The sequence below is a fragment of the Komagataeibacter oboediens genome (assembly GCF_003207815.1).
GTDB classification, from domain to species: domain Bacteria; phylum Pseudomonadota; class Alphaproteobacteria; order Acetobacterales; family Acetobacteraceae; genus Komagataeibacter; species Komagataeibacter oboediens.
This window is the reverse complement of record NZ_NKTX01000002.1, coordinates 17,072-42,984: the sequence shown is the minus strand read 5'-3', so window position 1 is coordinate 42,984 and position 25,913 is coordinate 17,072. Positions and strand designations below refer to the sequence as shown.

General features: G+C 63.4%; 23 protein-coding genes. 9 read left to right on the top strand and 14 right to left on the bottom strand.

The window, feature by feature from the left end; translation table 11 throughout:
- Entirely contained in the window at window positions 1–852 is an 852-nt protein-coding gene (gene rsmA, locus CFR80_RS02070; protein ID WP_010512812.1) for a 16S rRNA (adenine(1518)-N(6)/adenine(1519)-N(6))-dimethyltransferase RsmA, read from the top strand.
- Here the strand turns inward: rsmA and CFR80_RS02065 are convergent.
- From CFR80_RS02065 to CFR80_RS02020, 9 genes are all read right to left on the bottom strand, one after another.
- A complete protein-coding gene (locus CFR80_RS02065; protein ID WP_029329198.1) occupies window positions 822–2,069 on the bottom strand; it encodes an SAM-dependent methyltransferase in 1,248 nt (415 codons plus the stop codon). The two genes, rsmA and CFR80_RS02065, sit on opposite strands and share 31 nt — an antisense overlap.
- Window positions 2,070–2,206: 137 nt before the next feature.
- The gene (rplI, locus tag CFR80_RS02060; RefSeq protein ID WP_010512810.1) at window positions 2,207–2,797 is read right to left on the bottom strand and encodes a 50S ribosomal protein L9; all 591 of its coding nucleotides are present in this window, start codon (window positions 2,795–2,797) and stop codon (window positions 2,207–2,209) included.
- Between the two features lie 13 nt (window positions 2,798–2,810).
- The gene (gene rpsR, locus CFR80_RS02055; RefSeq protein ID WP_007399693.1) at window positions 2,811–3,086 is read right to left on the bottom strand and encodes a 30S ribosomal protein S18; all 276 of its coding nucleotides are present in this window, start codon (window positions 3,084–3,086) and stop codon (window positions 2,811–2,813) included.
- A 6-nt stretch (window positions 3,087–3,092) separates the two neighbouring features.
- Window positions 3,093–3,578: a 30S ribosomal protein S6 gene (gene rpsF, locus CFR80_RS02050; protein ID WP_010512809.1), complete on the bottom strand. Its 486-nt coding sequence runs from the start codon at window positions 3,576–3,578 to the stop codon at window positions 3,093–3,095.
- Between the two features lie 153 nt (window positions 3,579–3,731).
- On the bottom strand, window positions 3,732–4,286 hold the full coding sequence (locus CFR80_RS02045; protein ID WP_010512807.1) for a hypothetical protein: 555 nt from the start codon (window positions 4,284–4,286) through the stop codon (window positions 3,732–3,734).
- Window positions 4,287–4,383: 97 nt separating this feature from the next.
- Entirely contained in the window at window positions 4,384–4,986 is a 603-nt protein-coding gene (locus CFR80_RS02040) for a GNAT family N-acetyltransferase (RefSeq protein ID WP_232275524.1), read from the bottom strand.
- Window positions 4,976–6,955 (bottom strand): RNA polymerase sigma factor RpoD, encoded by a 1,980-nt coding sequence (gene rpoD, locus CFR80_RS02035; protein ID WP_110507062.1) that lies wholly within the window; start codon window positions 6,953–6,955, stop codon window positions 4,976–4,978. Before rpoD ends, CFR80_RS02040 begins: the two co-directional genes overlap by 11 nt.
- A gap of 217 nt (window positions 6,956–7,172) precedes the next feature.
- Window positions 7,173–8,972, bottom strand: coding sequence for a DNA primase (gene dnaG, locus CFR80_RS02025; protein WP_010512803.1), 1,800 nt, complete (start codon window positions 8,970–8,972; stop codon window positions 7,173–7,175).
- Between the two features lie 20 nt (window positions 8,973–8,992).
- Complete coding sequence (locus CFR80_RS02020) at window positions 8,993–9,451, bottom strand: GatB/YqeY domain-containing protein (protein ID WP_010512802.1); 459 nt, start codon at window positions 9,449–9,451, stop codon at window positions 8,993–8,995.
- Between the two features lie 153 nt (window positions 9,452–9,604).
- On the opposite strand from CFR80_RS02020, the gene carA reads away from it, so the two are divergent.
- The 4 genes from carA (at window position 9,605) to CFR80_RS02000 (ending at window position 16,081) form a co-directional block, all read left to right on the top strand.
- Window positions 9,605–11,002, top strand: coding sequence for a glutamine-hydrolyzing carbamoyl-phosphate synthase small subunit (carA, locus tag CFR80_RS02015; RefSeq protein WP_010512801.1), 1,398 nt, complete (start codon window positions 9,605–9,607; stop codon window positions 11,000–11,002).
- A gap of 10 nt (window positions 11,003–11,012) precedes the next feature.
- A complete protein-coding gene (gene carB, locus CFR80_RS02010; protein ID WP_010512800.1) occupies window positions 11,013–14,267 on the top strand; it encodes a carbamoyl-phosphate synthase large subunit in 3,255 nt (1,084 codons plus the stop codon).
- Window positions 14,268–14,398: 131 nt separating this feature from the next.
- Window positions 14,399–14,872 carry a transcription elongation factor GreA gene (gene greA / locus CFR80_RS02005; protein WP_029329197.1) on the top strand — a complete coding sequence of 158 codons (474 nt, stop codon included), beginning with the start codon at window positions 14,399–14,401 and terminating at the stop codon, window positions 14,870–14,872.
- 12 nt (window positions 14,873–14,884) lie between these two features.
- On the top strand, window positions 14,885–16,081 hold the full coding sequence (locus tag CFR80_RS02000) for a threonine ammonia-lyase (RefSeq protein ID WP_048855664.1): 1,197 nt from the start codon (window positions 14,885–14,887) through the stop codon (window positions 16,079–16,081).
- 163 nt (window positions 16,082–16,244) lie between these two features.
- On the opposite strand, the gene upp is transcribed toward CFR80_RS02000, so the two are convergent.
- A complete protein-coding gene (gene upp / locus CFR80_RS01995; RefSeq protein ID WP_010512796.1) occupies window positions 16,245–16,898 on the bottom strand; it encodes a uracil phosphoribosyltransferase in 654 nt (217 codons plus the stop codon).
- 21 nt (window positions 16,899–16,919) lie between these two features.
- On the bottom strand, window positions 16,920–17,333 hold the full coding sequence (msrB, locus tag CFR80_RS01990) for a peptide-methionine (R)-S-oxide reductase MsrB (protein WP_010512795.1): 414 nt from the start codon (window positions 17,331–17,333) through the stop codon (window positions 16,920–16,922).
- Between the two features lie 91 nt (window positions 17,334–17,424).
- On the opposite strand from msrB, the gene gpmI reads away from it, so the two are divergent.
- From gpmI to CFR80_RS01970, 4 genes are all read left to right on the top strand, one after another.
- On the top strand, window positions 17,425–18,978 hold the full coding sequence (gene gpmI, locus CFR80_RS01985; RefSeq protein ID WP_110507061.1) for a 2,3-bisphosphoglycerate-independent phosphoglycerate mutase: 1,554 nt from the start codon (window positions 17,425–17,427) through the stop codon (window positions 18,976–18,978).
- 71 nt (window positions 18,979–19,049) lie between these two features.
- Window positions 19,050–20,333 carry a murein hydrolase activator EnvC family protein gene (locus CFR80_RS01980; protein WP_110507060.1) on the top strand — a complete coding sequence of 428 codons (1,284 nt, stop codon included), beginning with the start codon at window positions 19,050–19,052 and terminating at the stop codon, window positions 20,331–20,333.
- A gap of 148 nt (window positions 20,334–20,481) precedes the next feature.
- The gene (locus CFR80_RS01975) at window positions 20,482–22,077 is read left to right on the top strand and encodes a S41 family peptidase (RefSeq protein WP_010512792.1); all 1,596 of its coding nucleotides are present in this window, start codon (window positions 20,482–20,484) and stop codon (window positions 22,075–22,077) included.
- 18 nt (window positions 22,078–22,095) lie between these two features.
- The gene (locus CFR80_RS01970) at window positions 22,096–22,590 is read left to right on the top strand and encodes an RNA pyrophosphohydrolase (RefSeq protein ID WP_010512790.1); all 495 of its coding nucleotides are present in this window, start codon (window positions 22,096–22,098) and stop codon (window positions 22,588–22,590) included.
- On the opposite strand, the gene CFR80_RS01965 is transcribed toward CFR80_RS01970, so the two are convergent.
- The 3 genes from CFR80_RS01965 to CFR80_RS01955 form a co-directional block, all read right to left on the bottom strand.
- Complete coding sequence (locus tag CFR80_RS01965) at window positions 22,572–22,991, bottom strand: NUDIX hydrolase (protein WP_010512789.1); 420 nt, start codon at window positions 22,989–22,991, stop codon at window positions 22,572–22,574. The two genes, CFR80_RS01970 and CFR80_RS01965, sit on opposite strands and share 19 nt — an antisense overlap.
- Window positions 22,992–23,150: 159 nt before the next feature.
- A complete protein-coding gene (locus tag CFR80_RS01960) occupies window positions 23,151–24,725 on the bottom strand; it encodes a DHA2 family efflux MFS transporter permease subunit (protein ID WP_110507059.1) in 1,575 nt (524 codons plus the stop codon).
- Window positions 24,722–25,831 (bottom strand): HlyD family secretion protein, encoded by a 1,110-nt coding sequence (locus tag CFR80_RS01955; RefSeq protein ID WP_010512787.1) that lies wholly within the window; start codon window positions 25,829–25,831, stop codon window positions 24,722–24,724. The genes CFR80_RS01960 and CFR80_RS01955 overlap by 4 nt, the downstream gene beginning before the upstream one ends.
- Window positions 25,832–25,913: the final 82 nt, after the last annotated feature.

Here is a 25,913-nt window from a genome sequence, read left to right as displayed (position 1 = left end):
ATGACCATGACCGGATGCCCGTCGGGGCTTGAACCCCTGCGTGAAACCATTGCGCGCCACGAACTGGACGCACGCAAGGCGCTGGGCCAGCACTTCCTGCTGGACCCGGGCATTACGGCGCGCATCGCGTCGCTGGCAGGTAATCTGTCGGGCCAGCATGTTGTGGAGGTCGGTCCCGGCCCCGGTGGTCTGACCCGCGCGCTGCTGGATACCGATGCCGCCAGCATCGTGGCGGTGGAAGTGGATACACGGGCGGTTGCCGTCATTACGGAACTGGCCGCCCATGCGCCCGACCGTCTGCAGGTGATCGAAGCCGATGCCATGCGGTGCGACCTGACCACGCTGTGCCCCGCCCCGCGACAGGTCATCGCCAACCTGCCCTACAATGTCGGCACGCCCCTGCTGGTGGGGTGGCTGCGGCAGGCGGCGGAGTGGTCGCGGCTGACGCTCATGTTCCAGCAGGAAGTGGCCGAACGCATCTGTGCCGCCCCCGGTTCGGCCCATTACGGCAGGCTGGGCGTGCTGGCGCAATGGACGTGCCGCTGCGGGGTGCTCATGCATATTCCGCCTGGCGCGTTTTCCCCGCCGCCCAAGGTACATTCCGCCGTGGTTGGCCTGATCCCGCATGCAGACCAGCCCGATGCCGCACTGTTCCGCGCCATGGAACAGGTGACGGCGGCAGCATTTGGCCAGCGGCGCAAGATGCTGCGCGGGGCGCTGAAAGCCATCGGGGGAGAAGCGTTGCTGGATGAGGCCGGAATTGAAGGCAGCCGCCGGGCCGAGACGCTGGATATTGCCGAATTCGACCGCCTTGCCCGCCTTCATGCCCTCAGGGCCGCAACACTGTCCTGATCTGGCAGACCCACGGGCTGCGGGGCATACATGTAATCCCGCGACAGGGGCACGGCGTCGATTTCACGCACCATCTGCAGCTGGAAGTTCAGGTGCCCCTGCACGCGGAAGGCCAGTTCGGATACCACAAGATAGAATTCGAACATGCGGCAGAACCGTTCATCATAGAGCAATGCGACCTGCCGACGCCTTGCCGCGAACCGGCGGCGCCAGTGGGCAATGGTGCGCGCGTAATGCAGGCGCCAGATCTCGCAGTCCGTCAGCCATAGCCCGGCGCGCTCCACGGCGCTGACGGCCTCGCTGACCGCCGGTGAATAGCCGCCAGGGAAGATATAGCGGTCAATCCACGGGTTGGTGACGCCCGGCCCTTCCCTGCGCCCGATGGAATGCAGCACCATGACCCCATGGGGGTGCAGGGCAGCGCGCATGGTATCAAAAAACGCCGGATAATGGGCCACGCCCACATGTTCGAACATGCCGATGGAAATGATCCGGTCGTACTGCCTGCTGACGGCACGGTAATCCAGCAGTTCAAACCGCACGCGCCCGTCCAGCCCCGCCGCACGCGCACGCTGGCGCGCGATATGCAGCTGTTCCACCGACAGCGTGATGCCCGTGACCTGCGCATCGTAATCACGCGCCAGCGTCAGGGCCATGCCGCCCCACCCGCACCCGACATCCAGCACGGTCATGCCGGGACGTGACAGATGCAGCTTGGCCGCTAGATGGTGTTTCTTGGCCGCCTGCGCCTGCGCCAGCGTTTCGGTGCCCGTGGGGAAATAACCGCAGGAATACTGCATGTCCGCATCAAGGAAGAGACGGTACAGCCTGCTGTCCAGGTCATAATGATGCGCCACGTTCCGCCGGGCGCGCCGCAGGGTGTTATTCTGCAGCCATGTCCGCGCGATATAGCGCAGGGAACCGAAAATCCGCTCCCCCGCCGGGCTACGCCGCATGACATTGAGCATGAGCACGTGCATCAGATCATACAGCGTGCAGTCAACGGGGCGCAGCCTGCCCGCCATATAGGCTTCCCCCACCTTCAGCGCGGGATCAAGCAGCAGGGCGCGCACCGTTTCCCCATCCGCGATCCACATGCCCGCCCGTGGTCCGGGGCCGCCCACATACGCACGCCTGTCGCCCCCGGGATAATGGACATCCAGCCGCCCCAGGGTCACGAAGTGCGCAAAGGCCCGATCCAGCAATAGAGATGCCATCGCCCGCTCCCTCAACGCATGTGCGCCCGGCAAAAAGCCTGATGCACCCGCCCCGGAAACGGCAAAAGCCCGGAAGAGTTTCCTCTTCCGGGCTTTTGTAACCAGCCAGTCACCCCGGGGGCAACGGATCAGGTCAATCAGACAGCCGGGGTTTCCTCGACGGCGGTTTCTTCCGAAACCTCGCCTTCGGTTACCACGCCTTCTTCGGCCAGAACCTGCTCGTCGTCCTGATCGACGCCAATTTCTTCACCGCGTGCCTGACGTTCCGCTTCTTCTTCGGAACGGGCGACGTTCACGGTGACCTGCATGTTCACTTCCGGATGCAGGGCGACGCTGACTTCATACAGGCCAAGCTGCTTGATCGGCTCGGGCAGGATGACCTGGTTGCGGCTGATGGTCAGGCCGGCCTTGGTCGCTGCTTCCGCGATGTCACGCGTCGTAACGGAGCCATACAGGCTGCCGCTGTCACCAGCCTGACGGATCAGGATGACGGACAGGCCGTGCATACGCTCGGACAGGCGTTCGGCCTCCTCGCGGTTCTTGAGGTTCTGGGCCTCAAGCTGTGCACGTTCACGTTCGAAACGCTCGCGGTTGTGTGCGTTGGCGCGGATCGCCTTGCCCTGGGGCAGCAGGAAGTTACGGGCATAGCCCGGCTTCACCGTGACGATCTCGCCCATCTGGCCCAGCTTCTCGACGCGCTGGAGCAGGATGAGTTCTACTGCGGACATGTTTCTGCCTCCCTCAGCTTACAATGTAGGGCAGCAGGGCCAGGAAACGGGCGCGCTTGATGGCCTGGGCCAGTTCACGCTGCTTCTTGGCGGACACTGCCGTGATGCGGCTGGGAACGATCTTGCCACGCTCGGACAGGAAGCGGCTCAGCAGGCGCACGTCCTTGTAGTCGATCTTCGGCGCGTTGGGGCCGGAGAACGGGCAGGACTTGCGACGACGGTAGAACGGGCGACGCGCACCAACCGCAACGCGGCGGGCGGCGGGATTGATCTCGGTTGATTCGGACATCAGCTCTTACTCCGCTTCGGCAGTGGCGGTGGCGTTGGCGCGCTGCTGTTCTTCACGCTCGTTACGGGCGCGGAACTCTTCGCGGTCATCGAAATTGCGACGCGTGCCACGACCGCTTTCGAAACGGCCAGAGGGCTTGGGCCCACGGAAGCCACGCTCACGCTCGTCACCCTTGCGCGACAGGATGACGGACGGTGCTTCGTCAATCTCATCCACACGCAGGGTCAGCACGCGCAGAACGTCTTCGTTCAGGCTGAGCTGACGCTCGATTTCCTTGATGGCGCTGGAAGCCCCATCAAGACCCAGAAGCATGTAATGCCCCTTGCGGTTCTTCGTGATGCGGTACGCCAGCGTGCGCAGGCCCCAGTATTCACGCTTCTTGACGGAACCGGATTCCGCTTCAAGCTGGGCTGCGATGCCATCGGCAATGGCTTCGACCTGCTGCTGCGACACGTCATTACGTACAATCAGCACGGTTTCATACAACGGCATTGGAACTCCCTTCGGATCAGTTCAACCCCGGCATGGACGGACACGGTCCGCCATGTTGCCATGAAGGCACGGGTATAGCCGGGGACGATGCCACGCACCCGGCAGGGAAGAGGCGGTTTGAAACACAAACCCGCCAGACAGACAAGGAAAAAGTCAGTCAATCACCGTTTTTATCGGCTCCAGCCACGTAAAGACCGGTGTGGGACGGACATCCTGCGGGCGGTCATGGCGGAATCCGGTCACGGCCTTCACCACTTCCAGCGGAACATCCAGCATGCTGCCCGGGCCGCGCGGGTCCACCATTCCGCGCTGCACTGCGGCAAAGGCCCGCTTGTGCAGTTCGGGCACCGCGTCCGGCGCATCACCTTCTATATCCAGATCAAGATAATCGTTGTTGCGCCCGTCATGCTGGACGATCCAGATTTCTTCACCATTTTCATAGCCCGCCGCCTGGCTGACCGGATCGACCGTCGCGACATCGCACGTGATCAATCTGCCCTCACGGCACAGGGTCTTGCGATCATAATTGGAAATCAGGCCACTGTCGTTATTGGTGCGGATGACAAACCAGCCATTGGGCAGGTCCGCGATGGCATATGGCGCCTCATCATTCGGGTCCGGCTCGCCTGTATCACGCATGCCAAGGGCATCCAGCAGCGCAGCACGGTCAACACCATGAAATTTGTAAAAAGACAGATCGAAATCCATGCTCCCCCTCCTTCGGGTATGGGAGGGGAAATGGTTACGATTTCGTGTTATAACAGTTCTTGAAATCAAGATTCTGTGTACTAATGCCGATCTTTCTTCAGTCCAGACGCAGGCGATCCGGCACGTTCAGCCCCAGTGCGTCCGGAATGGTCCAGATTTCATGCAGGGTGCGCACCTTGCGAAAACCGGCCTTCTGGTAGTTGGGTAATGCACGCGGATGATCGGCAGAACATGTATTGACCCGCAGCACTGCCGGATTCATGGCCCACGCGCGCGCCACCATCTGGTGCAGGAATATCCGTCCGACGCCACGGCCGATCCATGCGGGCAGCAGACCGAAATAGGCAATGTTGATATCGGGACCGTAGCGGCTGTCGAGTTCGCAGAACCCTGCTGGCGCATCGCCATCATACAGCACATGCACGCCAATGCCGGGACTGGACAGAAGGACGGCCAGATCCGCATCGGACATGACCCGGCGCAGCCACCAGCAATACTCCCTACCCACCGCATCATACAGCCCGCGATACCACATGACACCGGGGCGGAAGGTCTGCCGGATGCTGAAACCATGCGGCAGGGCGGGCGGGATGCCGGGGGGTGGACGGTCCATGCACAGGAACGTCACATCCACCCCGGCCCGTGTTCCATCACCGCCCGGCCCATCCTGGGGGGCGGGGCATGGAACCTCAGTTATCATCAAGGAAGGAACGCAGCTTGCGGCTCCGGCTGGGGTGCTTGAGCTTGCGCAGGGCCTTGGCCTCGATCTGGCGGATACGTTCGCGCGTCACGTTGAACTGCTGACCCACTTCTTCCAGCGTGTGGTCGGTGTTCATGCCGATGCCAAAGCGCATGCGCAGCACGCGTTCTTCACGTGGAGTCAGCGAGGACAGAACCCGCGTCGTGGCCTCACGCAGGTTGGTCTGGATCGCGGCATCCAGCGGGATGACGGCGGCCTTGTCCTCGATGAAGTCGCCAAGATGGCTGTCTTCCTCATCCCCGATCGGGGTTTCGAGCGAGATCGGCTCCTTCGCGATCTTCAGCACCTTGCGCACCTTTTCCAGCGGCATGCCCAGCTTTTCGGCCAGTTCCTCAGGCGCGGGTTCACGCCCGATCTCATGCAGCATCTGGCGCGAGGTGCGGACCAGCTTGTTGATCGTCTCGATCATGTGGACCGGGATACGGATGGTCCGCGCCTGATCGGCGATGGAACGCGTAATGGCCTGCCGGATCCACCACGTGGCGTAGGTGGAGAACTTGTAGCCACGGCGGTATTCGAATTTGTCCACCGCCTTCATCAGGCCAATATTGCCTTCCTGAATCAGATCAAGGAACTGCAGGCCGCGATTGGTGTATTTCTTGGCGATCGAGATCACCAGCCGCAGGTTGGCCTCGATCATTTCCTTCTTGGCGCGCGCCGAATCCCGCTCCCCCCGCGACACGGTGGCGTAGACGCGACGGAATTCACCCACCGGCAGGCCGGTTTCCTGCGTCAGGTCGGCCACCTGGTTGCGCAGGCGGATCACTGTCTCGCCATGCTTGGCCAGGAAGTTCTTCCACGATTTGGCCGGCAGGGTGGCAACCATGTCCATCCAGCCGGGATCCAGTTCGCGGCCTCGGTATTTCAGCAGGAAGTCATCGCGTGACACGCGGGTGCTTTCCGCCAGTCGCAGCATACGCCCTTCCAGACCGTTCAGGCGCTGGAAGATTTCCTTCAGGTGTTCGACCAGCACCTCGATCCGCGCATTGTGCAGGTGGACCTGCTGCACCTTGCCCACCAGTTCCATGCGCAGGCGTTCATAGCGGCTTTCGTCATCGACGGAGATTTCCGCGCCCGCCGTGAACTTTTCCAGCCGTTCGGCCTGCACCTTGTGCAGGGCTGCGTACAGCGCCTCGACTTCCTCGAACTGCTCAAGGATTTCCGGCTTCAGCTTTTCCTCAAGCGCGGACAGCGACAGGCCGGCCCCTTCGCCTTCGCCCTCACCTTCGCCTTCGGTTTCCTCGGCCTCTTCGTTTTCAGCGCCTTCGCTTTCGCCAAAGGCCTCGTCGCCTTCCGCCGCCTCGGCGGGATCGTTGCCGCCGGACTGCATGGCCTCGAGGTCCACGATGTCACGCAGCAGCATTTCCCCGGCCTTGAGCCGTTCATGCCACGAAATGATGGCGCGGAAGGTCAGCGGGCTTTCGCACAGCCCGCCGATCATCTCGTCACGCCCGGCCTCGATGCGCTTGGCGATCGCGATTTCGCCCTCGCGCGACAGCAGTTCGACCGACCCCATTTCGCGCAGGTACATACGCACCGGGTCATCGGTGCGGCCCAGGCTTTCGGTATCGACGTTACCGGCGGCGGGTTCCTCGCTCTCGGTCTCTTCCTCGGCGGTATCGTCGCTCTTGGTTTCGGTGGCGGCCGGCGTTTCGGTCTCGTCGTTGTCTTCGTTTTCGACAACCTGCATGCCCATTTCCGACAGGGCCGCCATCACGTCCTCGATCTGCTCGGAGGACATCTGGTCCTGCGGCAGGACGGCATTGAGTTCGTCGAACGTGATGTAACCGCGTTCCTTACCGCGGGCGATCAGTTTCTTGACGGCGCCGGACCGGGTGTCCAGCAGGGTCGTATCGTTATCCTGGTCCCCCGAAGCCGTGTCCGTACCCGTGGCTGTCTTTGTCGCCATGCCCGATCAATCCCTACCCAGCAAATCCGTTTACGCACGCGCACACACCCTGCCCGCGCACAGCGGCCGCCCCCTTTCCGCCCGCCGGTATAGAGCGGGACAGGATACGGCCAATCATACCGTTTTCATCTGCTTTTGTCTGGTGCAGGTGGTCGATAACATGGCCGAAGTCAAGGGTTGGGGCGGTCCATTTCATGCAATCGGTCAATTTTCCGCCTCATTCGTCAAGGTCAGCCCCACCCCGGCGCAGGGTATCAAGCGCCAGCAGCCTGGTGCGCAGGCTGGCCCATGCGGCCTCATCCAGATCGCCTGCGCACATCCGTTCCGTATCCGCGCGGATTTCGGCGGCAAAGCGTTCAACATTCAACAAAGCGTAAAAGTGCCACCACTCATGCCGGGGGTCGGTGCCGAACAGGTCGTCATCACCATGCCCGCCCGCGCGCCGCCCGCGCGTCGCCCGCACGCGCTGGCACACATCGTCCAGACCGGCAGCGGACAGGAAGGCCGCCAGTTCACCCGGCGGCGGCAGTTCGCCACGCGCGTCATACAGGTCCAGCAGTTCCTCGCGCAGCGCGGCAAGGTCGGCGGGCAGTTCAAGGCGGCAATAGGCGTCCTGCACCTCATCCAGCACGCCGGGCTGTTCCAGTATGATCGCGCTGAGGATGCACTGGCGCTGCAGGTCCGCATTCATGGTGGCGACGGGGGACGTGGCCACGCTGGCCTTTTTCACACCTCCCCGTGCGCCGGAACGACGGAACGCCTGAAAAAAACTGTCCAGCAGGGTGGAACGGTATTCGGACGCCAGCGCCTTGTCGGGAATCAGGGCTGCCACATCCACCAGCCTGCGCCGCAGGGCCGCACGCTGTTCGGGGCCGGGGTTGCGCACGCCCTCGCTCAGCAGGTCGAACAGGACCTGCCCCATCGGGCGCGCGCCAGTGATCAGGGCCGCCATGGCGGCCGGGCCATCACGCCGCACAAGACTGTCGGGGTCCTCGCCTTCGGGCAGGACGCAGAACCGCAGGGTATGGTCCACGTTCAGCAGCGGCAGCGCGGTTTCCGCCGCCTTCACCGCCGCGCGCTGTCCCGCCGCATCCCCATCGAAACACAGCACCGGGGCCGGGGCGACCTGCCACAGGGCGTCAAGCTGTTCGGATGTCAGCGCCGTGCCAAGGGGGGCGACCGCGCCACGGAAGCCTGCCTGGTGCAGGGCGATCACGTCCATGTAGCCTTCGACCACCAGCAGGTCCGCTTCCGGCCCCGTGCCACGCACGGCCTCCCGCGCGCGGTCGAGGCCGAACAGCACCCGCCGCTTGGAGAAAATGGCGGTTTCCGGGCCATTGAGGTATTTGGGCTGGCCATCGCCCAATATGCGCCCGCCAAAGGACACCAGCCGCCCGCGCCGGTCGCGGATGGGAAAGGTCACGCGGTTGAAGAACAGCTCGCGCGATGGCGTGCCGTCATCATCCGCGCGCATCACGCCTGCGTCGCGCAGCATGACGGGCGTGATGTCCAGCGCCGCCATTTCCGCAACCAGCCCGCCACGCCCCTCCCCCGACCAGCCAAGGCCGAAGGCGGCAATGGTTTCGTCCGTCAGGCCACGCCCCTGCAGGTAGGCCAGCCCTTCGCGCCCCTCCGGCTGGTACAGCCTGCGCTGCCATGACGCCTGCACCGCTTCCAGCACCTCGCCCAGCGTGCGGGCGCGTTCGGCCTGCTCACGCTGGTTGCGGTCGGGCTTTGGCATCTCCATCCCGGCGGCGGTGGCCAGTTCCTCCACCGCTTCGGGGAAGGAACGGCCCTCGCTCTGCATCACGAAGGTGATGACATCGCCATGCGCCTGACAGCCAAAGCAGTGGTAATGGTCGTCATAGACATAGAACGATGGCGTCTTTTCCCCGTGGAAGGGGCAGCATGCCTTCCAGTTCTTTCCCGAGCGCACCAGCTTCGTCCGTCGCCCGATGATGGGGGCGATGGGCGTGCGGGCACGCAGTTCGTCAAGGAATGCGGGATCAAGCGCCATCGGGGCGTATGCCTCCCGCCTCAGGCGGCAAGCTGCGCGCGCACCACGGCGGACGCGCGCGCGGGGTCAAGGGCGGCACCAAACAGCTGCTTCAGCGCCGCCATCACCTTGCCCATGTCCTTCATGGAGGTGGCGTCGGTGCGTTCGATGGCTTCGCGCACGGCGGCCTCGATGGTGGCATCGTCAAGGTCGGGCGGCAGGTAGGCGCGGATGATCGCGATTTCGGCGTTTTCCTTGTCCGCCAGTTCCGGGCGGCCGCCCTTGGCATACATCGCCGCCGATTCCGTGCGGGACTTGATCATGCCACGCAGCATGGAGATCACGGCTTCATCGCTGACCTGGTCCTCGCCCTTGGCACGGCCCGCAATATCGACATCCTTCAGCTTTGCGGTGATCATGCGGATGGTGCCGACCTTTTCGCTCTGGCCTGCCTTCATGGCTGTCTTCAGGTCATCGGTGAAACGTGCGCGCAGGGACATGGCTGTCAACTCCTCTGCCCGGCGGGCGGGGCGGGATGCCCCGACCGTGCCGGGAATAATTTTCCCATCATCTCATTTGATCGGCATGTGGGAATTTTCTTCCCAATTACCAGAGACGCTGTTAGGCAATACTCCCGGAAGGGACATCATCCAATGCCGATGACGATAGAAAGTATTATCGAACGCCTTGGCGGCGCCGAACAGGCAGCCCGGCTGACAGGCGTCAGCACCGAGGCCATTCGCAAATGGCGGCAGGCCCGCGCCATTCCGCCCAAGCACTGGACCACCGTGCTGCGCGCGACCGGACTGTCACTGTCCGACCTGCAACCCGACACAGAATCCGACCGACCGGAGCCCATGATGAGCACGTCAAACCCGATCGCACCGGCCGACAGGCCCGAAGCCGCGACAGCCGCCCTGATCCTGGCGGATGGCACCATTCTGTGGGGGCGCGGATTCGGCGCGTACGGCACGGACCGCGCACTGGGCGAAATCTGCTTTTCCACCGGCATGACCGGGTACCAGGAAACGCTGACCGACCCGTCCTTCGCGGGGCAGATCATCACCTTCACCTTTCCCCATATCGGCAATACCGGCACCACGCCGGAAGATGATGAGGCCGCACGCGTGCATGCCCGCGCGCTGGTGGTCAAGGAAGACCTGACCGCGCCGGCCAACTGGCGTTCGACCGAATCGCTGGATGCATGGCTGAAGGCACAGGGCGTTCCGGGCATATGCGGCATCGACACCCGTGCGATTACGCGCCGCATCCGCGAAGGCGGCCCGCAGACGGCCATCGTGGCCTACCCCGCCGATGGGAAGTTCGACATTCCTGCCCTGCTGGCGCAGGTACGCGCATGGCCCGGGCTGGAGGGCATGGACCTTGCGGGCGAAGTCACCTGCGCCAAGGCCTATTCATGGGCCGAAGGCGTGTGGCAGTGGCCGCACGGCACCGCCGCACTGCCTGAAAAGCGCCGGAAGGTGGTTGCGGTCGATTACGGGGCCAAGCGCAACATCCTGCGCTGCCTTGCCACCGCCGGCTGCGACGTGACGGTGGTGCCCGCCACGACGACGGCGGAGGATATCCTCGCCCTCGACCCCGCGGGCGTGTTCCTGTCCAACGGGCCGGGTGATCCGGCGGCGACGGCGAAATACGCGGTCCCCGCCATCCGCGGCGTACTGGAAGCGGGCAAGCCGGTATTCGGTATCTGCCTTGGCCATCAGCTTCTGGCGCTGGCGCTGGGGGCCACGACCTACAAGCTGGCGCGCGGCCACCGTGGCGCCAACCAGCCAGTCAAGGACCTGGCGACGGGCAAGGTGGAAATCACCAGCCAGAACCATGGCTTTGCGGTGGATGACAAATCCCTGCCTGATGACGTACGCGCCACCCATACCAGCCTGTTTGACGGATCGAATGAAGGCATCGCCACCAGCCGTTACCCGGCATTTTCGGTGCAGTACCACCCCGAAGCCAGCCCCGGCCCGTCCGACAGCCATTACCTGTTCCGCCGTTTTGTCGATCTGATCGACACCACAACCAAGACCGCGTGAAAGCCGACCCATGCCAAAACGGACAGACATACGCTCCATCCTGATCATCGGCGCCGGCCCGATCGTTATCGGCCAGGCGTGCGAATTCGATTATTCCGGCGCACAGGCGTGCAAGGCGCTGAAGGAAGAGGGCTACCGCGTCATTCTGGTCAACTCCAACCCCGCCACGATCATGACCGATCCGGGGCTGGCGGACGCGACCTATATCGAGCCGATCACCCCAGAATTCGTCGAACGCATCATACTGCGTGAAAAGCCCGACGCCGTGTTGCCCACCATGGGCGGCCAGACCGCGCTGAACACGGCCATGGCGCTGGACAAATCGGGGTTCCTGAAAAAGCACAATGTCGAACTGATCGGCGCCAATGCCGAAGTGATCGACCGTGCCGAGGACCGGCAGAAATTCCGCGAGGCGATGGATGAAATCGGCATCGAAAGCCCGCGCAGCCTGATCGCCCATTCGCTGGAAGACGCGCGCAGCGCGCTGGCCACCGTCGGCCTGCCCGCGGTCATCCGCCCGTCATTCACCATGGGTGGATCGGGTGGTGGCATCGCCTACAACAGGGAGGAATTCGACCGCATCGTCTCCTCCGGGCTGGATGCCTCCCCCACCACGGAAGTCCTGATCGAGGAATCCGTGCTGGGCTGGAAGGAGTACGAGATGGAAGTCGTGCGCGACAGCGCCGACAACTGCATCATCATCTGCTCCATTGAAAACATCGACCCGATGGGCGTGCATACCGGCGATTCCATCACCGTCGCCCCCGCGCTGACGCTGACGGACAAGGAATACCAGCGCCTGCGTGACATGTCGCTGGCATGCCTGCGCAAGATTGGCGTGGAAACCGGCGGGTCGAACGTGCAGTTCGGCATCAATCCCGTCGATGGCCGTGTTGTCGTGATCGAAATGAACCCGCGCGTATCGCGGTCCTCCGCCCTTGCATCCAAGGCGACAGGCTTCCCGATCGCGAAGGTCGCGGCCAAGCTGGCGGTGGGCTACACGCTGGATGAACTGACCAACGACATTACCGGCAGCACGCCTGCGTCGTTCGAGCCGACGATTGACTACGTCGTGGTCAAGATCCCCCGGTTTACGTTCGAGAAATTCCCCGGCACCCCTGCCCTGCTGTCCACCAGCATGAAGTCGGTTGGCGAGGCGATGGCCATTGGCCGTTCCTTCCCCGAGGCGCTGCAGAAGGGCCTGCGGTCAATGGAAATCGGGCTGGCGGGCCTGGACCCGGTGGAAGCACCGGGCGATGGCGGCCCCGACGCCTTCCGCGCCGCCCTGTCGCAGCCGCGCCCCGAACGCATCCTGATGGCGGCGCAGGCCCTGCGCGCGGGGCTGAGCGTGGAAGACATCCACGACGCCTGCCGCTTCGAGCCGTGGTTCCTGCGCGAACTGGCCAAGATCGTTGCGGCCGAACACGCTGTGGTGCGTGATGGCCTGCCGGAAGATGCCGACAGCCTGCGCACACTCAAGGCAATGGGCTTTTCCGATATCCAGCTTGCGCGCCTGTCGGGCACCAATGCGGACGAAATCGCGAAGCTGCGCGAAAACCGGGGCGTGCTGCCAGTTTACAAGCGCATCGATACCTGTGCGGGTGAGTTCGCATCCCCCACGCCGTACATGTATTCGTCCTATGAAGGCGGATATGGCGTGCCGGAATGCGAAAGCCGCCCAACCGACCGCAAGAAGATCGTCATTCTTGGCGGCGGGCCAAACCGCATCGGACAGGGGATCGAGTTCGACTACTGCTGCGTCCATGCCGCCTACGCCCTGCGCGAGGCCGGGTTCGAGACGATCATGGTCAACTGCAACCCCGAAACCGTCTCGACCGACTACGACACGTCGGACCGCCTGTATTTCGAACCGCTGACGGGCGAAGACGTGATCGCCCTGATCCGTCGCGAACAGGAAAACGGCACCGTGCTGGGCTGCATTGTCCAGTATGGCGGGCAGACCCCGCTCAAGCTGTCCCGCGCGCTGGAAGCCGCCGGCATCCCGCTGCTGGGCACACCGGCGGACGCGATCGACCGGGCGGAGGACCGCGAACGCTTCCAGGCCATGCTGCACAGGCTGGGCCTGCGCCAGCCCGCCAACGGCATCGCCCGCAGCCCGGCGGAAGCCGAGGCGGTGGCAGAAAAGATCGGCTATCCCGTGGTGGTCCGCCCGTCCTACGTGCTGGGCGGACGCGCGATGGAAATCGTGCATGACCGCGCCAGCCTGCAGCGCTACATGCGCGTGGCACTGCAACTGGCGGGTGCGGAAGTGGCCAATGGCCCCGTGCTGATCGACCATTACCTGAACGATGCGATCGAGGCGGATGTGGACTGCATCGCCGATGGCAGCGAGGTGTATGTCGCCGGCGTCATGGAACATATCGAGGAAGCGGGCATCCATTCCGGTGACAGCGCATGTTCGCTGCCGCCCTACACCCTGTCGCCCGCCATCGTGACCGAACTGAAAAGCCAGACCGAGGCCATGGCCCGCGAACTGGGCATTGTCGGCCTGATGAACGTGCAGTACGCGATCAAGGGGCAGGAAATCTTCGTGCTGGAAGTCAACCCGCGCGCCTCGCGCACCGTGCCGTTCGTGGCCAAGGCCACGGGGGTTCCGGTCGCCAAGATCGGCGCGCGTGTCATGGCGGGCGCGAAGCTGGGCGAATTCCGCCTGGACGACCGCGCTGTCGCCCCGCATGTGGCGGTGAAGGAGGCGGTCTTCCCGTTCAACCGCTTCCCCGATGTCGATACGATCCTCGGCCCGGAAATGCGCTCCACCGGCGAGGTCATGGGCCTCGACGCCTCGTTCGAACGCGCCTTTGCCAAGTCACAGCTTGCCGCAGGCGTGAAGCTGCCGCTGTCGGGTACGGTGTTCCTGTCGGTGCGCGACAGCGACAAGCCCGCGGTCAAGTCCATTGGCCGCCTGCTGTCGGACATGGGTTTCCGCATCGTAGCGACACGCGGCACGGCAAAGTGCCTGCGTGAAGCGGGCGTGAACGTGGATGTGGTGAACAAGGTGCTGGAAGGCCGCCCGAACTGTGTCGACGCCATCCGCTCGGGCGATGTCCAGATGGTCATCAACACCGCACAGGGTGCGCAGGCCGTCAGCGACAGCTTCGACATCCGCCGCTCCGCGCTGACGCATGGCATTCCGCATTACACCACCATCGCGGGCGCGCGCGCCGCGACCCATGCCATTGCGGCCATGCGCGAGGGGGTTCTTGAAGTCGCGCCCCTTCAATCCTATTTTAAGGGATCATTCTGAGCGTATCGTACCAAAACGGGTGGCCACCGGTCCCAAAACCGGCGGCCACCCGCGTTGCATTGGTGCGATGGGCCCGGAGACGGCAACCAACAGTCAGTTGTGGAAACTGACCTTCACCTCGGGGACAAACCTTGCAGAAATTTCCGATGACAGGCCCCGGCCTGGAACGGCTTGAAGACGAACTGCGCAAGCTCAAGAGTGAAGAACGCCCCGCGATCATTCGCGCGATCGCCGAAGCGCGGAGCCATGGCGATCTTTCGGAAAACGCGGAATACCACGCAGCCCGCGAACGCCAGTCCTTTACCGAAGGCCGCATTCAGGAACTGGAGGAAATCGTCTCCTCCGCCGAAGTGATCGACCCTGCCTCCCTGTCAGGCGACCAGGTAAAATTCGGCGCACGCGTCAAACTGGTGGATGAAGAAACCGACAAGGAAGCGACCTACCAGATCGTGGGCGTGTACGAAGCCGACATCAAGCAGGGGCTTCTGTCCATTTCCTCGCCGCTTGCCAAATCACTGATCGGCAAAAGCATTGGTGACACCGTGTCCGTCCCCGCCCCCGGCGGCGACCGGACGTACGAAATCCTGGAAGTCATCTACCGCTAGGCGCACCCGACCGTGATCACGCTTGAAGACATCACCGCCGCCGCACAGCGGATAAAGGGGCGCGTGCTGCATACGCCCACCGTGCCGTGCCAGACACTTTCACGCGCGACCGGCGCGGATATCGTGCTCAAGCTCGATAACCTGCAGGCTGTCGGTTCATTCAAGGAACGCGGGGCCGCCAACAAGCTGGCCCTGCTGACCCCGCGCGAACGTGAACGGGGCGTCATTACCGTTTCGGCCGGCAACCATGCACAGGGCGTTGCCCGTCATGCTTCCCTGCTGGGTATTGACGCGGTGATCGTCATGCCGCGCTTCACGCCCGTGGCCAAGGTCACGCGCACCGCCGCATGGGGGGCGACCGTGGTGCTGGAAGGCGACAACTTCGCCGAGGCGACGGCCCACGCCAACATGCTGTGCCAGCGCGAGGGGCGGGTGTTCGTCCACCCGTATGACGATCCCGAAGTCATGGCCGGACAGGGTACCTTTGCCCTTGAACTGTTCGAGGATGCAGGGCCGCTGGATACCTTCGTCTGCCCCATTGGCGGTGGCGGCCTGCTGTCGGGCTGCGCGGTCGCGGGGCGTGCGCTGCAGCCCGACATGGATATCGTAGGCGTGCAGGTGGAAAACTATTCCTCCCTCGCCGGTTTCCCCGGTGATGAGGTACTGCCGCCGGGCGGGGCCACCATAGCCGAGGGCATCGCGGTGCTGCAGATCGGTCGGCAGCCGCTGGAAGTCATTCGCGAACTGGTATCGAATGTGCTGGTCGTGCCCGAAAGTGCGATCGAGACCGCGATCACCATGCTGGCGGAAGGGGCCAAGCAGGTCAGCGAGGGCGCGGGCGCAACAGCCCTTGCCGCCGTGCTGACCTACCCCGAACTGTTCCGTGGCAAGCGGGTGGCGCTGCCGGTGACGGGTGGCAATATCGACAGCCGCATTCTGGCCAATACGCTGCTGCGTTCGCTGCTGCGTGACGGGCGGCTTCTGTGCCTGAAAATGGAAATACCCGACCGCCCCGGCGTGCTGGCCGATATTTCGCGCAAGATCAGCGATGAAGGCGGCAACATCATTGAGGTCTCGCACCAGCGCCTGTTTACGACGCCCAGCGTGCAGGCCGCCGAGCTTGAAGTCATGATCGAGGCCCGTGATCCCGACCATGCCCGCGCGCTGGAAGCGGAACTGGCCAAGACCTATATCGTGCGCCGCGCCTGAATCTGCGGGTTCAGGCAATACCACGACATAAAAAAACCTGCGGGGCACATACCCCGCAGGTTTTTTGAATTTGACAGACAATTAAACGTTTTCGGGTATCGGCTTTTTTAAAGAGCGGCATTCTTTAAATGCTTTTGAAAAAAAGCTTTACCAAAAACTTTTATTATTTTGTCCCGAACAGACGGTCGCCCGCATCCCCAAGGCCGGGGCGGATATAACCATGTTCATCCAGTCCCCGGTCAATGGCGCAGGTCACGATGCGCACATCCGGGTGGGCCTTGCGCAGGCACGCGATCCCTTCGGGGGATGCCAGCAGGCAGACAAAGACCATGCGCGCGCAGCCCGCCTGCTTCAGCCGGTCGATTGCAGCAACGGCGCTGTGCCCCGTCGCCAGCATGGGATCGACCACCAGGCAGATGCGGTTGCCGACATCATCAGGCAGCTTCAGATAATATTCGACCGGTTCCAGCGTTTCAGGGTCACGGTACAGCCCGACATGGCCGATCCGTGCCGAAGGCACCAGATCCAGCAGCCCGTCAAGAATACCGTTTCCCGCCCGGAGGATGGAAATCAGGCACAGCTTCTTGCCCGCAAGCCGCCATGCCTGCATGCGTTCCATGGGGGTGTCGATTTCCACGGGTTCCAGCGGCAGATCCCGCATGGCCTCATACCCGATCAGCAGGCTGAGTTCGCGCGCAAGGTTCCGGAATTCACCGGTCGAGGTCTGGCGTTCGCGCATGAGTGTCAGCTTGTGCTGCACCAGCGGGTGGCTGACGACAATCACGTCATCATCATGCGTGGCGGATGCCTGGGTCATATCTGTTCCTTCAATGCCATTTCATTTCCGTGATAAGGTAGCGCCATCACGCGGGACGAAAGTCAATGCCAGTCCGTTCATGCAATAGCGCAGACCGGTCGGCGGCGGCCCGTCGGGAAACACATGACCCAGATGGCCATGGCAGTGGCCGCAGTGCACTTCCGTCCGGGTCATGCCGTGGCTGGTGTCGGTCGTGGTGCCCACGGCACCCGGAATCGCCTCAAAAAATGAGGGCCACCCACTTCCGCTTTCGTATTTCGCACCGGAACGGAACAGCGGCGTCCCGCATCCCGCGCAACGATATTCTCCGGCACGCTTTTCATTGTTCAGCGGGCTGGAACCGGGGCGCTCGGTCCCGTGTTCGCGCAAGATGCGCAGCTGTTCCGGGGTCAGGCAGCCACACTGCGCCCCACTGGTGTTGGCGGTATCGGTCATGACGATTTCCTTCCTCCGGCAGACAGGCATTTCATGCCTGCTTTTTTTAGGGCATCATGCCACCCAAAATAAAACAGGGAGACAATAACCCATGAACGACCAGGCACGCGCACACAAGGCACCCCGTCCCGTCATGCTGGCCATCCTTGATGGCTTCGGCTGGCGCGAGGACCCGGCGGACAACGCCGTCCGGTCCGCCCATACCCCCACATTCGACAGGCTGTGGCAGGCGGGGCCGCATGCCTTCCTAAAAACCTGTGGGGAGGACGTCGGCCTGCCGCAAGGGCAGATGGGCAATTCCGAGGTCGGTCACCTGAATATCGGCGCGGGCCGGGTGGTGATGCAGGAACTGCCGCGCATTTCTACCGGCCTTGCGGACGGGTCGGTCGCACGTGGCGCGGTCATGCAGGATTTCATTGCCGCGCTGAAAAAAAGCGGTGGCACCTGCCATCTGCTCGGCCTTGTCTCCCCCGGCGGGGTCCATGCCCATCAGGACCATGCCATAGCCCTTGCCCGCATCGTGCGCGAAGCCGGTGTGCCCGTGACATTCCATATCTTTACCGACGGTCGGGACACCGCCCCGCAGTCCGGGCATGGCTATGTCAGCCATGTGCTGTCCGCCCTGCCCGATGGCGTGCGTATCGGCACCGTATCCGGCCGGTATTACGCCATGGACCGTGACCGCCGCTGGGACCGGGTGGAAAAAACCTACAATGCCATTGTCGCGGGGGCGGGTCCGCGGGCGGGCGACGCGCTGGAGGTACTGGACCGCGCCTATGAAGCAGGCATAACGGATGAATTCGTAATCCCTACCGTGATCGGGGAATATGGCGGCATGCGCGACGGGGATGGCGTGCTCAGCTTCAATTTCCGCGCCGATCGTATCCGGCAGCTGCTCGATGCCCTGCTGGAACCGAATTTCGAAGGCTTCCGGCGCACCAGGCTGGTCAACCTTGCCGCCGTGACCGGCATGACACGCTACAGCGACCGGCTGGCGGAACTGATAACCGTGCTGTTCCCGCCGCAGGAACTGCATGACCTGCTGGGCGATGTGGTATCGGCCGCCGGCCTGAAGCAGATCCGCATGGCCGAGACCGAGAAATATCCCCACGTCACTTATTTCCTCAATGGCGGACGCGAAGGCGAACTGCCGGGCGAGGATCGGGTGATGGTTCCCTCCCCCAAGGTCGCGACCTATGACCTGCAGCCCGAAATGTCCGCGCCGGAACTGACCGACCGCGCGGTCGAGGCCATAAAAAGCGGTAAATACGACCTGATCGTGCTGAACTTCGCCAATGCCGACATGGTGGGCCATACTGGCGTGCTGTCGGCCGCGATCAAGGCGGTCGAGGCCGTGGACCACGGGCTGGGCCGCATTGCGGACGCCATTCACCATATGGGCGGCGCGCTGCTGGTCACGGCAGATCACGGCAATGCCGAAACCATGTTCGACCCCGAAACCAACGGCCCGCACACGGCCCATACGCTCAATGTGGTACCGGTCGTCCTGACCGGGGTGAAGGGGGCGGCACTGCATGACGGTCGCCTGGCCGACCTTGCGCCCACGCTGTTGCAGCTTATGGGCCTGCCCCAGCCTGCGGCCATGACCGGCCGCTCCCTGCTGGATGGGGCCACGCCATCCTGACATCCGGCCTCCTGACCCTGACGACCCGCTGGCGTGGCCGGGTCGCCTGCGGGGCCGTTCTGGCCTGCTGCATGGCGACAGCGGCATGGGGTGCGTCCACGCTCCATACGCCAGCCGCGACGACACCCGCCCATACCGCCACCCATGTGCCCACCGCGCGCGAACAGCGCATACGCCAGCAGCTGGAAGCCGCGCGGAGCGCGCGTGAAAACCTGATCGCGCGCCAGCAGCAGCAGGCGCACGATCTGGAAGAACGCCGCAAGGTGGAACAGGAAGCCCGCGAACAGGCCCGTCAGGATGCGCAGAAAGCCGCCAGCCTGTCCGCCGCTACGGTCGACGCGACCGCCCGCCTGCAGCGCACCGAACAGCAGGCCGCCGATCTGGACAGCCGCATTACCGACCTGCACACCGAACAGGCCGCCCTGCGCCAGCAGCTTGCCCGCGAGATCGCGCGCCTGTCGCCCCTGCTGCCGCTGGCGGAACGCCTGTCGCTTTATCCTGCCGACACGCTTCTGGCCGTACCCCTGCCTGCCGACCGCGCGGTTACCGGGCTGCTGGTGGTGCATGGCATGATGGGGGATATCGCCAACCAGACACGCGCCATCCATGACCGCCGCACCCGGCTTACGCAACTGGACGGCGAACTGGCCCAGCAGCAGCAGCAGATGCGTCAGGTCGTCAGCGAACGCGAAAGCCAGCGCGACACGGTCAACCGCGCGGCCCATGCGGCGCTGGAGGCGCAGCAGCGCTCCAACGCCGCCGCCGCCAGCGCGGCACAGGCCGTCGAGGATGCGGCACGCCGGGCGTCCAGCGTGCAGGACGCCATCGCCCGGATCGAGGCGACGGAAGAACAGGCGGAAAAAAATCTGGAAGAAGCCGCCCGCGCCGCCGAACGCGCCCACAACATGCAGGCAGCCGCCGCCGCCCGCAGGCAGGCGCATGAAATGGCCACGGGCGCAGGCCCCGGTATTACGCCCGCCACCAGCGCCAGCGCAGGCGCGCCCGTGGCGGGCACGGTACTGACGGCATGGGGCCACCCCACCGAAAGTGGCCCGTCGACAGGCATTACCTATGCGCCGCCATCACGTGCGACCGTGCGCGCCCCCTGCACGGGCCGTATTGATTTCGCGGGCGCGTTCCGCACCTATGGCCAGATGATGATCCTTGATTGCGGCAAGCATTACCGTTTCGTCCTGGCGGGGCTGGGGGAAATCGCAGTGGCGGCGGGCCAGCAGGTCAGCCATGGTGCTGCGGTGGGACAGATGCCGCAATGGAGTGGTGGCGGCAGCAGGCCCACCCTGTTCGTGCAATTGCGCCACGGGGGCAGCACCGTCAATCCGGCCCCCTATCTGTGATTTCGGTGCGAGACGGTTTTATCCCCATGCAGGTTCGGTATATGCTGCCTGCCCGTGACGAACGAGCAAGATCACGTTACAACGCAACACGAAGAGTACATGCAGGCCAGCCAGATCATGATGGCGGGCATCCAGGAGACAACGACGCATGAAGTTCCGTAATGGCTTGCTGATCGGTTGCGCCTTTCTTGCAGGGATCGCGGCAGCCCCGCAGATCGCACGTTATTCAGCCAGCGGATGGGACCATATCGCTCCCATGGCCCATGCGGCGGATGCTGTCGCAAAGGATGACAATTCCCCCCATGAGATCGAACAGCTCATGTTCCTGTTCGGTTATGTACTGGAAAAAGTGAAGGCCAATTATGTCGAGCCCGTCTCGACCCGCGACCTGATCACCAATTCACTCAACGGAATGCTCAGCGGGCTGGACCCGCACAGTTCCTACATGACGGAAAAGCAGTTTTCCGACCTGCAGGTCCAGACCAAGGGATCGTTTGGCGGCCTGGGGCTGGAAGTACAGGGCGAGGACGGGCATGTGCGTGTGGTCTCCCCCATTGACGACACGCCCGCCGCCCGCGCGGGCATCAAGCCCGGTGATTTCATTGTTGCGATCGACGGCAAGAATATCGACGGTCAGCCGCTGGATCAGGTCGTGACCCAGATGCGCGGCAAGCCCGACACCCGCATCACGCTGACGCTGATCCGTGAAAAGGCGCCCAAGCCCGTCATCGTCACGCTGACCCGCGCCATCATCCCGCTGCAGGTCATCAAGTCCGCGCTGTATGACAATATCGGTTATATCCGAATCGCGCAGTTCAACGAGGAAACGCAGTCCGGCCTGCTGGCCGCGTACAAGAAGCTGCAGGCCCAGACACATAACAAAATGGCTGGCCTGGTCATCGACCTGCGGTCCGATCCGGGCGGGCTGCTGACGCAGGCCATCGACGTAGGGTCCGACTTTGTCCGCAGTGGGGAAATCGTCTCCACCCGCGCGCGTCACCCACAGGACAGCCAGCGCTGGGATGCCCATAACACCGACATTACCAATGGCCTGCCGATTGTCGTGCTGATCAATGGCGGGTCGGCCTCGGCCAGTGAAATCGTGGCTGGCGCGCTGCAGGATCACCAGCGTGCGGTGCTGCTGGGTGAAAAAACCTTTGGCAAGGGATCGGTGCAGACGATCCTGCCCATCCCCGGCGAAGGTGCGATCCGCCTGACCACGGCGCGGTACTACACGCCGTCGGGCCGCTCCATCCAGGGGCTGGGCATCATACCCGACATCCCCGTGCGCGAAGCGCATGACGACGCGGGCTACAGCATCCACGAAGCGGATCTGGCGCACATCATCAAGAACCGTGGCGGCAATACCGCGCAGCCGCCCTCGCGCACCGACCTGCCCGCCATAGCCAAGTCCATCCCGGCGCAGCCGCCCGCCAACTGGCCCACATTCGATCCGACAAAGCCCTCGACCGATTTCCAGCTTCAGGAAGGGCTGCGGGTCGTCCGCTCCATGGCGGGCCTACCGGTTCCGGCTGAACCGCCGATTCATGACGACAAGACGCAGGCGACTGCCGTGCCGTCCGCATCCGTCCCGCCCAAGGCCGCAGCGCCTGCCGCCCCTGCGGGCACGCCGGCGACACCGACAACGCCCGCCACCCCATCCGCCCCGGCGGAAAAGGAAAGCCCGGCGACACCGCCTGCCGCCCCTTCGGCACCGGCGCCCGCCACACCCGCCCGCCCCTGATCCAGCCGGAAGCCTGCCATGACTGACCTGCCCTACCGTCCCAATGTGGGGGCGCTGCTGTTCAACCGACAGGGCAAGGTGCTTGTCGCACGCCGCACCGACATGGACGGCGCGGGCAGTCCCCCGGATCAGGGCGTGTGGCAGTGCCCGCAGGGCGGCATAGATGAAGGGGAAGACCCGCAGACCGCCGTCCTGCGCGAGCTACATGAGGAAATCGGCACCAATGCCGCCGAAATCATGGGCACCTATCCCGAATGGCTCAGCTACGACCTGCCCGCGCACCTGATTGGCAGGGCGCTGGGCGGTCGTTACCGGGGCCAGACGCAGAAGTGGTTTGCCCTGCGCTTTACGGGTCAGGATTCCGATATCCGGCTGGATACGCACATGCCTGCGGAATTCGATATGTGGAAATGGGTCCCGCTGGCCCAGTTGCCGCTGCTGAATGTCGGCATCAAGAAAGACATCTACACGACGCTTGCGGCGTATTTCGCCCCTTACGCCATTGCTGCCTGAGGCATAAGCCCCGCGTGCACGAGGGCGGTCATGGTTTTGCCCCGCAACAGGGGGGCAAGGTCAAGCCCGGCCATGTCCCCTGCCCCGATCCAGCGCAGTTCCGCAATTTCGGCCGCGGCATCCGGCGTGCCGTGCAACTGCCCGGTCCAGATGCGGGCCTGCACGGTAAAGCCGGGTTCGTTGGCCGCCACGTCGGTAAAATCGCCAGACAGTTCCGTCCCCGGCGTCAGGGCACAGCCCAGTTCCTCGCGTATTTCACGTATCAGTGCCTGTTCGGGACGTTCCCCTGCATCGGGCTTGCCACCGGGCAGCATGAAGGCCGTCGTGCCGCGCTTGCGCACGACCAGCAGGCGTTCGCGCACGATAATGGCCGCACACACAACCCGGATGATACCTGACATGACGACTGATCCCCCTGCTACCCTCAGAAAATTGGTAAAAAGATAAAAGTTCCTGTGTGCTGTCTTTATACCTGATCGGCAGCACCCCTCGATACGATTCCAAAAAAACAGAAGCAGGAACTTTTATTATTTATCAATTACTCGCCCTGAACCACTCCGTTACTTATCTTCACCCTTGAGCGGCGACATGAGAAAGCAGAAGGGTACGACAAGCATGCAGCCTATGCCAAGGATCATGAAGACCTCGTTATAGGCCAGGATGGCGACCTGACGCTGGAATTCCTTGTACAGCCGTCCCATGGCCACATTATTCAGCGCCCCCTGCGCATACCCGCGCATGACGGCCACCGCGCGACCATGGGCCAGATATTCGTTGAACGGCTGGTGATAGGGCGTCATCCAGTGGACCATCTGGTTCTGATGCGCCTGACGCAGTTCGGTCACCAGCGCCGTGGCCCCCGAAATACTCAGTGACCCCAGGACGTTACGTGCCATGCTGAACAGGGCCGACCCATCGGCATTCAGTTCGCGTGGAAGCGTGGCATAGGTAATGGTGGAAATCGGGACGAACAGGAAGGCCATCGTACCGGTCTGGCTCATGCGGAACAGGACCAGATGGCGGAAATCCAGATCGGGTACCAGTTGCGCCGACCACAGCATGGACACCCCCATGAGGAAGAAGCCGAACGCGATGATGTAGCGCAGCTGGATATATTTCATCCCGATCCCCACCAGTGGGATCAGCACAATCACCACCATGCCGCCGGGCGACAGGATCAGGCCGGACAGGGTGGCGGTATAACCCATGATCTGCTGCGAAAACTGCGGAACGATAATGGCCGAGGAATACAGCAGCGCCCCCACCGCGCCCATAAGCCCGGTGCCCACCGCAAAATTGCGGTCCTTGAACACACGCAGGTCCACCGCCGGATTTTTCGCCCGCAACAGCCAGACAACCGCGCCCCCAATGCCAAGGAAGGCAAGGATGGCCATGATGACGATCATACGCGAACCGAACCAGTCCTCGTCCTCACCGCGGTCAACCGCCACTTCCAGGCAGCCGAAGCCAATGGTGATCAGACCGATGCCCACGAAGTCCAGCGGTGCCTTCTGCTTGCGCGCCCATGGCGGGTCCTCGACCATGATCGACACCGCAATGGTGGCCAGCATGCCGACCGGCACGTTGATGAAGAACACCCACCGCCAGGAATAGTTATCGGTAATCCACCCCCCCAGCGACGGGCCAAGCACCGGCGCCACGACGGTGGCGATGGCGGTCAGGCCGAAGGCGGCGGCCCGTTTGTCGGGCGGGAAGGTGTCAAGGATGATGGACTGCTGGTTGGGCTGCAGCCCGCCCCCGAAGAACCCCTGCATCAGCCGGAACAGGATCAGTTCGGGCAGGCTGGTGGAAATGCCGCACAGGAACGACGACAGCGAAAACATGGAAATACAGATCAGGAAGTAGTGCCTGCGCCCGAACAGCTTGCCCAGCCAGCCCGAGATCGTCAGCACGATCCCGTTCGCCACCAGGTAGGATGTCAGCGTCCATGTCGCATCATCATACGTGGATGACAGGTTCCCCGCGATATGCGGCAGCGCCACGTTGACGATGGTAGTGTCCAGAATTTCCATGAAGGCGGCCACCGTCACAACCACGGCGATCAGCCATGGATTGTGTTTCGGTTTCCAGTTCGTGCCATCGGCTGCCCCGGTGGATGCTGCCTGCGCGCTCATTCCGTGTGGACCGTCGGTTCAACCGACAGGCCGATCGACAGCGGCAGGTCCTGTCGCAGCCCTTCATCAATCAGGATCTTGACCGGCACGCGCTGCACGATCTTCACATAATTGCCCGTGGCATTTTCCGGCGGGAAGGCGCTGAAGGTCGCCCCCGTGCCCAGCTGCAGCGAATCAACATGCCCCTTCAGCTTCAGAAACGGATAGGCGTCGATCGCGATATCCACCTTCTGGCCCGGGCGCATGTGGGTCAGCTGTGTTTCCTTGTAGTTCGCCACAACCCATATTTCGGGTTCGACCACGGACACCACGGTCTGGCCTGCCGTGACATAGGTGCCACGTTCGATGTTACGCTGTGAAATCCAGCCATCATGCGGGGCGCGGATCTGCGTCCATTCCACGTTCAGTTCCGCCTCGCGCAGCTTGGCTTCCGCCTGCGCAAGCTGGGCCTGCTGTTCGGTCACGCGGGCTTCGGTGCTGGAAATATTGGGAATGACCGGCAGGGCGGTTTCAAGGTTGCCCTGTGCCTCGAGCACCTTCGCCTTCGCCGCATTGAGGGCCGCAGTGGCGTAATCGATATTCTGCTGCGATGTCGCCTCGCGGGTCACGCCATGCTGGCGGCGATAATCGGTTTCCGCGCGGAACTGCTGGGCCTGCGCTTCCACCAGCTGGCCCTGCGCCACCATCAGGTGACCGGGGAAGTTCTTTTTCGCCACTTCCGCCAGCAGGCTGTAGTTGCGGACCTGCGCACGCGCGATATCCACGGCTGCTGCCGCCTGATCGCGTTGGGCGCGCCAGTTGCGGTCATCAATGCGGGCAATGATATCACCCTGGTGAACGAACTGATTATCGTTCACCAGCAGTTCGGTCACATAGCCGGATACATGGGGAGCCACCGCCACGGCGCGACCGGCGGTAAAGGCGTCATCCGTCTCGACTTCATTGCGGTGCAGGAACCAGTACAGCCCGGCCAGAACGGCCACCACCACCAGAACGCCGATCAGGATCACCTTGCGCCGGGGGGAAGCCTTTTCCTTTTCCTGTTCGTGCCCTTTATCCTGTGCGGTCTGTCCGTCTTCAGGTGCCTTGCCTTCGTCCGCGGCCATCTGCTTCCCTCATCATCACTTTGATTGCAGCCCCTGATCCTGTCATCCACGCATTGACCGAACGGGTCGGTCAATCCATGAC